The organism is Flavobacterium sp., from assembly GCF_004295795.1.
Taxonomy (GTDB): domain Bacteria; phylum Bacteroidota; class Bacteroidia; order Flavobacteriales; family Flavobacteriaceae; genus Flavobacterium.
This window is the reverse complement of the sequence record NZ_SEBR01000044.1, coordinates 1-4886: the sequence shown is the minus strand read 5'-3', so window position 1 is coordinate 4886 and position 4886 is coordinate 1. Positions and strand designations below refer to the sequence as shown.

7 protein-coding genes are annotated in these 4886 nt (G+C 45.5%); 1 reads left to right on the top strand and 6 read right to left on the bottom strand.

Annotation, left to right across the window (positions count from 1 at the left end):
- Positions 1 to 386: 386 nt before the first annotated feature.
- From EOO49_RS19245 to EOO49_RS19225, 5 genes are read right to left on the bottom strand one after another with little or no spacing between them, the layout of a single operon-like run.
- Entirely contained in the window at positions 387 to 1043 is a 657-nt protein-coding gene (locus EOO49_RS19245) for a hypothetical protein (protein WP_290848756.1), read from the bottom strand.
- Complete coding sequence (locus EOO49_RS19240; protein ID WP_366927250.1) at positions 1040 to 2080, bottom strand: D-alanine--D-alanine ligase; 1041 nt, start codon at positions 2078 to 2080, stop codon at positions 1040 to 1042. Before EOO49_RS19240 ends, EOO49_RS19245 begins: the two co-directional genes overlap by 4 nt.
- Complete coding sequence (locus tag EOO49_RS19235) at positions 2077 to 2787, bottom strand: NRDE family protein (RefSeq protein WP_290848754.1); 711 nt, start codon at positions 2785 to 2787, stop codon at positions 2077 to 2079. Before EOO49_RS19235 ends, EOO49_RS19240 begins: the two co-directional genes overlap by 4 nt.
- On the bottom strand, positions 2775 to 3260 hold the full coding sequence (locus tag EOO49_RS19230) for a DinB family protein (RefSeq protein ID WP_290848752.1): 486 nt from the start codon (positions 3258 to 3260) through the stop codon (positions 2775 to 2777). The genes EOO49_RS19235 and EOO49_RS19230 overlap by 13 nt, the downstream gene beginning before the upstream one ends.
- Before the next feature lie 11 nt (positions 3261 to 3271).
- A complete protein-coding gene (locus EOO49_RS19225) occupies positions 3272 to 3568 on the bottom strand; it encodes a hypothetical protein (RefSeq protein ID WP_290848750.1) in 297 nt (98 codons plus the stop codon).
- Positions 3569 to 3627: 59 nt separating this feature from the next.
- Between EOO49_RS19225 and EOO49_RS19220 the strand changes: the two genes are divergently transcribed.
- Complete coding sequence (locus tag EOO49_RS19220) at positions 3628 to 3927, top strand: hypothetical protein (protein ID WP_290848748.1); 300 nt, start codon at positions 3628 to 3630, stop codon at positions 3925 to 3927.
- Positions 3928 to 4043: 116 nt separating this feature from the next.
- Here EOO49_RS19220 and EOO49_RS19215 read toward each other — a convergent pair whose 3' ends face one another.
- Complete coding sequence (locus EOO49_RS19215) at positions 4044 to 4295, bottom strand: hypothetical protein (RefSeq protein WP_290848746.1); 252 nt, start codon at positions 4293 to 4295, stop codon at positions 4044 to 4046.
- Positions 4296 to 4886: the final 591 nt, after the last annotated feature.

Sequence of the window (4886 nt, the reverse complement as noted above, 5' to 3'; positions counted from 1 at the left end):
ACTTTTGCGGCGAGGCAAACCGAGGAACGAGGTTCACTGAATCCTTTAAAAAACAATAAAAATCAATGAAGTAAAAGTAAGCCCCGCTGGCAGGCGACGAATCAAAATCAAAGCAGGCGGCAGCGCAGCTGCCGAAAAAAGCAAAATAAGCGAAGCTTATTTTTATCAGGTCTGGAGAGTGAGATAATTTCCGTAAACACATAAATAAAATACAAAAAGAAAGATCGTCTAACGACAATCCCTAGCCCGGATGCGGGCAACTAGCCTTTTGCAGAAAAAACCGAATTTTTCTAAGTTTAAAACAGCGACCGCAGGAAGCTCGTTTTAAACCCTAGAAAAACCGGTTTTTGCAAAAAAGCTAGTGCCAAGTCAGCCGGAAAAAGCTCCTAATCAATTTTACCAGTAAAATTATTTTTACGATAATATTTGTCGTAAAATTTATAAGCCTGCCACAACGCCAACCCAAGAAAAATCAAAGGAATAATAACCTTCATAAGATAAAAAGTAAGCCCGTCGATGTTCTCGGCCAAAAAGTGCAAGCCCAAAATGAAGAGCAACATTCCTACAAAAGTTCCTATCAGCGCTCCAAAAATATAGATGAATTTTCGATTGTCTTCAACGTAAATCCACTTGGCGTTCAGCAAATACAAATTCCAGCCTGTCCAAAACGGCAATTGCATGAAATTGATGGCGTTCAGGATCGCTCCGGCGAGAAATGGCGAATAGTCGACATATTTTGGTGTGGAAAATTCGGCGCTTTCTTTTCTGACGAAGAAATAAATGGCGAGAATGAGCAGGAAAACGATCGAGAAGATTTCAGTCGCTTTGACGAGTTTTCCGCCTTTTGACAATTTGTCGACGAACAAAAGCGTGAGGTAGATCACGAGACTTTCCTCGGCGATCACGCCAAGTAGATACGGAATCAATTTCGCGTAGCCGGAAGCCTCGAAAATCTCGAATCCGACGACGTTCAGATAACCCAAAGGAACCGAACCTATAAAACTGATGCCGAATCCAACGGCAAGATTTTTCCAAGTCTTCAAAAATCGACGAATTTTTTATTGTGCGCCACATACTCGCGGTATTCGCGGATTCCGTCCTTGCGCGAGAGGTAAGATACGCCTTTTCGTTTATTGATGGATGCGATTTCGAACATGTAGCGCAAGTGTCGCGTGAGTTCTTTCCATCCGAAAAAAATCGAGTGCTTCGGATCGTAAATGTGCGTGGGTTCGCTCGAAGCGCCGTTGATTTCTATGATGGCGTATTTTTTCCCGTTTTCGAGATCGCGCCAGTTTTCGAACATCACATCGAGTCGGCCGAAGTAAAAATCGGGGATTTCGAGACAGATCGCGTTTATGGCTTCGACGAGTTTTGGCGTGATCAAATGGCTGGCATCTGTAAATTTGCTTCCGCGGATGTGATTTCCGAAAGGCACGAGTTTGCGCTTTTTGCCCATCGGCAAAATTTCGTGCATGCCCGCCCCTATTTCTTTGGCGATGGCCGACGCCTGCATGGCGTGCCGAAAATCTTTTTGCAACAATTTTTCTATGGTCGAAACGCCGTCGCCCGTGACCGACAGGAATTCCTTGGCGACGATTCCTGTGATTTTGCCTAGCTGTTCATGCGGATAGCGCACGTAGAAAATCCCGATCTCATTCTCGAATGGAATGCATTCTTGGATCAAAAAATCGAAGGTGGCGCGTTTGGCGTAGGCCGAAATTTCGTCGAGCGAATGCAGTTTTTTCACCGCCGTTCCTCTTTGTCCCATGTTCGGCTTGGCGATGACGGGAAAGTCGATTTTGGATATTTGGAAGCTGTCGATCGCTTCTTCGGCTGACATTTCCATCGCAACAAAGCTTGTCTTCGGATACGTTCCGATTGGCAGCATGTCGTAGATTTCCTTTTTGGATTCCATGAAAAATCCGCCGTTTTTTATCGAGGGATTCGAAGCGTTGAAAAAGAAAACGGAACGCGCTCGCAAACTGTACCAAATCCATTGCAGATAAACCGGAATGTAGACGATTTGCTGTGGCCAATATTCCCAATTGGCGAGTTTGTGGAGGAAAATGCGCGTTTTCAAAATGTGTCGCAAACCGTTTTTGTTGTCGAATTTTCCACGAGATTCGAATGCTGGAATTGGATGGAATGCCCGTCGATTGCGGCTTGTGTGATGCTCAGGGTTTGAAGCGAGATGCCTTTTCGGTCGATTACGAGGCCGTTTTGGCTGTCGGAATTTTTGGTATACCGATGGAATCCAAGCATGTCTTGAGGCGAAGGATTCGGATTTTTCGACAGGAATTCGGAGAACCATTTTTCGCGTCGGTCGCGGATTTCCTTCGGATACAAAGTCGCGGACGACCAAATGTGATTTTCGTTCGAAGCCAAGTCTTTTCGGAATTTCAAGTTTCCGTCCCAACGCAGTTCATATAAGTGTCGGTTTTCGAAAAGTACGATCGTGAACGGTTCGACCTCGGTCAAATTTATGGCAGACCAATTTTCTATTGCCGATTCGCAAGAAAGCAGGTCAAGCACAATTAGGCCACGACTTCTGCGATAAGGCGGACGATGCTCGTGCGTATCGAAAGCGCCGTTCAGCAAAACCAGCACATTAGCGCTTTTGTCAGAGGCGAACCACGTGCCGCCAGCTCTTGGATCTTTCGGAAAAAACAACTCCTTGCCGTTTATTTCGTAAACTGCCGGATCGATCGACGGACGCGAAACCTGTTCGTCCCGATTCGAGGTAATGATGGTTTGTTGGCGCGAAGCCACGAAAGTTACTGTGCACATTGGTTGCGATAAGCTAGTGTCGATTGCGCGATTCCGAATCCATCCTCGATTTCCATATCCAATTGGCGCAATCCGACTTTTATCAGCGCCTGATGGTGAATGCTGTGCTCGAGATTGTACAGCAGTTCGCGTTCGAAATTCGTCGGAATCCGCAATTCGGTTTCGTTCAGGATCGTGTTGAGATACATGGTTTTGTTTGTCCGACCGAGTCGTTTCGCGAGTTCCGAAATCACTTTCAGGGCGACATCCGGTTGGGTTTGCAAAGCCAGGTCTCGCTCGCGTTTGTCGTACTCGATTTCACCCGAAAAATATGCTTTTTCGAGACATTGGTACATTTCAAGAATATGTCTGACGTGTTCGCCTATCGAGGCTGCGTGCAGTTCCGGCCACGGTCGGCAGTATTCCTTTAACGAGAGTTGCTTGATCATTCGCGAGAGTTCGGCGAAATTGTCTTTGATCGCGTCCAATAGCATAGTTGTGTTTTTTACCGGAAAGTTGCCGCTAAATTATCGACGGCAAATTCTTCGAGCGTTACAGGCGATAAGCGCAACGTAGCAAGATTTCCACTTTTTGAAAAACTACGGTCTTGATCGCGTTTTGGTTTTATCGGATGACATTTTCCAAATGTGGTGCCAAACTGTGGAATTTCCACAATCGCATCCGCAAAATCCACACTATGAAAACGTTTTCGAAAAAAGTTCTGAATAGGAAAATTAAGACGCAAACCCTTGTGGACTCTGATATCGGCGGACGCCAAAACCCAATTGACGAGAAGTGGCACGATTCTGACATATACTCATCCGAAACAATGACACAACACTTTTTATACACTCCAAAATTATGAGAAAGCTACTTTTTATTTCAGCCCTGACACTAGGATTCGCTGTCAACGCACAAGCCCAGACCGAACAGACAACGAAAACAACCACAACAACCACAGCCACAAAATCATATAAAGCCATTGACAGAAATACGGTTTCGCCATCGGCTCTTGAGAAAATCGGGACGAAATATGGCGGTTACTCCATTCTTGAAGCCTATCAGGCCGCAGATGGCGAGTACAAACTCGTAGTGACGAAGGACAACAAGAAAAGTACGGCTTACTTCGCGTCAACCGGCGAGTTTCTTAAAGAAGAATAAGAGTATTTCTTAAAGAACAATAAGATTAGTTTAGTTAAATTGAGTGAATGAAGACACGTTTTCTTCGCATAAATGGAGGCATTTTTATTGTGCCTCCTTTTTGTGTTTATTTTTTTTTATGCTCGAAGTCTAATAAAATGAGCTTCGCTCATTTTATGTTGTTGCATTTTTTTTGCCGGCTGCGCCGTCGCTTGCTTTGATTTCCTTTCGTCGCCTGTCCGGCGGGGACTTCTTTTGTCTGGCAACAAAAGAAGCAAAAATGCCTTGCGGCTCGAACCAAAAACGCGACCTGACAGCCCCAAAAATTCGGAAATGAAAAAACTCGCGGGAAAGCCTTTTCGAAACGACTCACCTTTCAGGTCGCTCAAACAATTTCCATTTCTGCGAATTTTTGGGACGTCAGGTGCCCGCGTTTTGTGCTTAGGCCGCGGACTATTTGGAAGTATCTATTTGCTTTTTAGCTTGCTTCGCTGCGCTAAAAATTGCTCCGTAGGAAATTTTTGGGTTTCGAAAACTTCCTGATTGTCTTCGTAGCGAAAAACAGGTGTGTCTTTGACGGACACAATCGTTGGCTTTGATTGGGAATCTTGGGTTCTTTATTGCCCTAAACCTCAACGCCAGAAGTTCCGGCGGCGACGTTATGGAAACGATTCTCGCGATTGAGGAAAAAAGGTGGTTCGGAGACAAATTTTTCCAAAGCGAAGCGGCGGAAAAATGTCAATAAACACTTTCCCCTTAGTCCGGCATTTGAGCGTTTTGGCGGGCACCTGACGTCTTGGAAATTCGCGGAATTAAAGGCTGTTTGAGCGACCCAAAAAGTTTCTCGTACCCAAAAACTCTCCGCGAGTTCCTTTCATTTCCGAATTTCCAAGGCTGTCAGGTCGCCAAAATCGGTCGTGCCGCGAGCCTTTTTGTTACTTTTGCGGCGAGGCAAAAGTAAGCCCCGCTGGCAGGCGACG

Coding starts and splice junctions, on each gene's coding strand:
- EOO49_RS19235 (WP_290848754.1), bottom strand. CDS start 2,787: ATGTGCACAGTAACTTTCGTGGCTTCGCGCCAACAAACCATCATTACC.
- EOO49_RS19230 (WP_290848752.1), bottom strand. CDS start 3,260: ATGCTATTGGACGCGATCAAAGACAATTTCGCCGAACTCTCGCGAATG.
- EOO49_RS19220 (WP_290848748.1), top strand. CDS start 3,628: ATGAGAAAGCTACTTTTTATTTCAGCCCTGACACTAGGATTCGCTGTC.